The 714-nt window shown below is 40.9% G+C and carries 1 protein-coding gene; it reads left to right on the forward strand.

From position 1 onward, the window contains the following. The first annotated feature begins 138 nt into the window (after positions 1-138). A complete protein-coding gene (locus HMPREF9304_RS02050) occupies positions 139-420 on the forward strand; it encodes an endoribonuclease VapD (RefSeq protein WP_036926142.1) in 282 nt (93 codons plus the stop codon). Positions 421-714 lie beyond the last annotated feature (294 nt).

Genomic DNA, 714 nt, shown 5'->3' on the forward strand with positions numbered 1-714 from the left:
TCACTATGAAGGACGATTGGGTGGATGGAAGAGTTATTGATATCAAAGATAATCCTTTCGTTGGGGTCGTTGTATCAGCAAAGACGAATAATGGAGTGATATTCTTTGGACGTGAGGAACTTTTTAAACCTGCATGATATGTTCGCATTAAGTTTCGATATGGTCATAGCAGACCTTAAAGAGCTGTACGGTGAGCCATACAACAATGCCTACTATGAGATAAGGCAAATACTCGAAGCAAATGGATTTGATTGGGTGCAGGGTAGCACCTATCTGACCCAGTCCGATGATTTGAGTAATATGTTTGCAGCTATTCAAGCACTTTCGAGAATAGACTGGTTCAAAAAGTCAGTCAGAGACATTAGGGGCTATAAAGTGGAGAACTGGTCGAACTTCACAGATTTGGTTAAGAACTCATAACTCTACAAAAGCGAGTGTTCAATATAGAAACACTCGCTTTCTTTCTTCTAAAAGTACATTTCTCGCCTCCTGCAATGACCTATATGGTACGCTTCCAAATGACCTCTTTCATAATTTAAACATCACGCTTGCGAATATTTAACGTAGTGTCGATGGGCAAAACTTTTATAGTTAGTTAGAAAAAGACACGTTTCTGTATCAATTCCCATTCGCCGGGGTCGCTTTCACCTTTAGGCAGACCTTACAGGAAAAAGCTCCCGAAAAGCGGTATGACAGAGTCTTGCAGACACTGCC

Origin of the sequence: Hoylesella timonensis S9-PR14, from assembly GCF_000762405.1 — a bacterium.
Classification (GTDB): domain Bacteria; phylum Bacteroidota; class Bacteroidia; order Bacteroidales; family Bacteroidaceae; genus Prevotella; species Prevotella timonensis_A.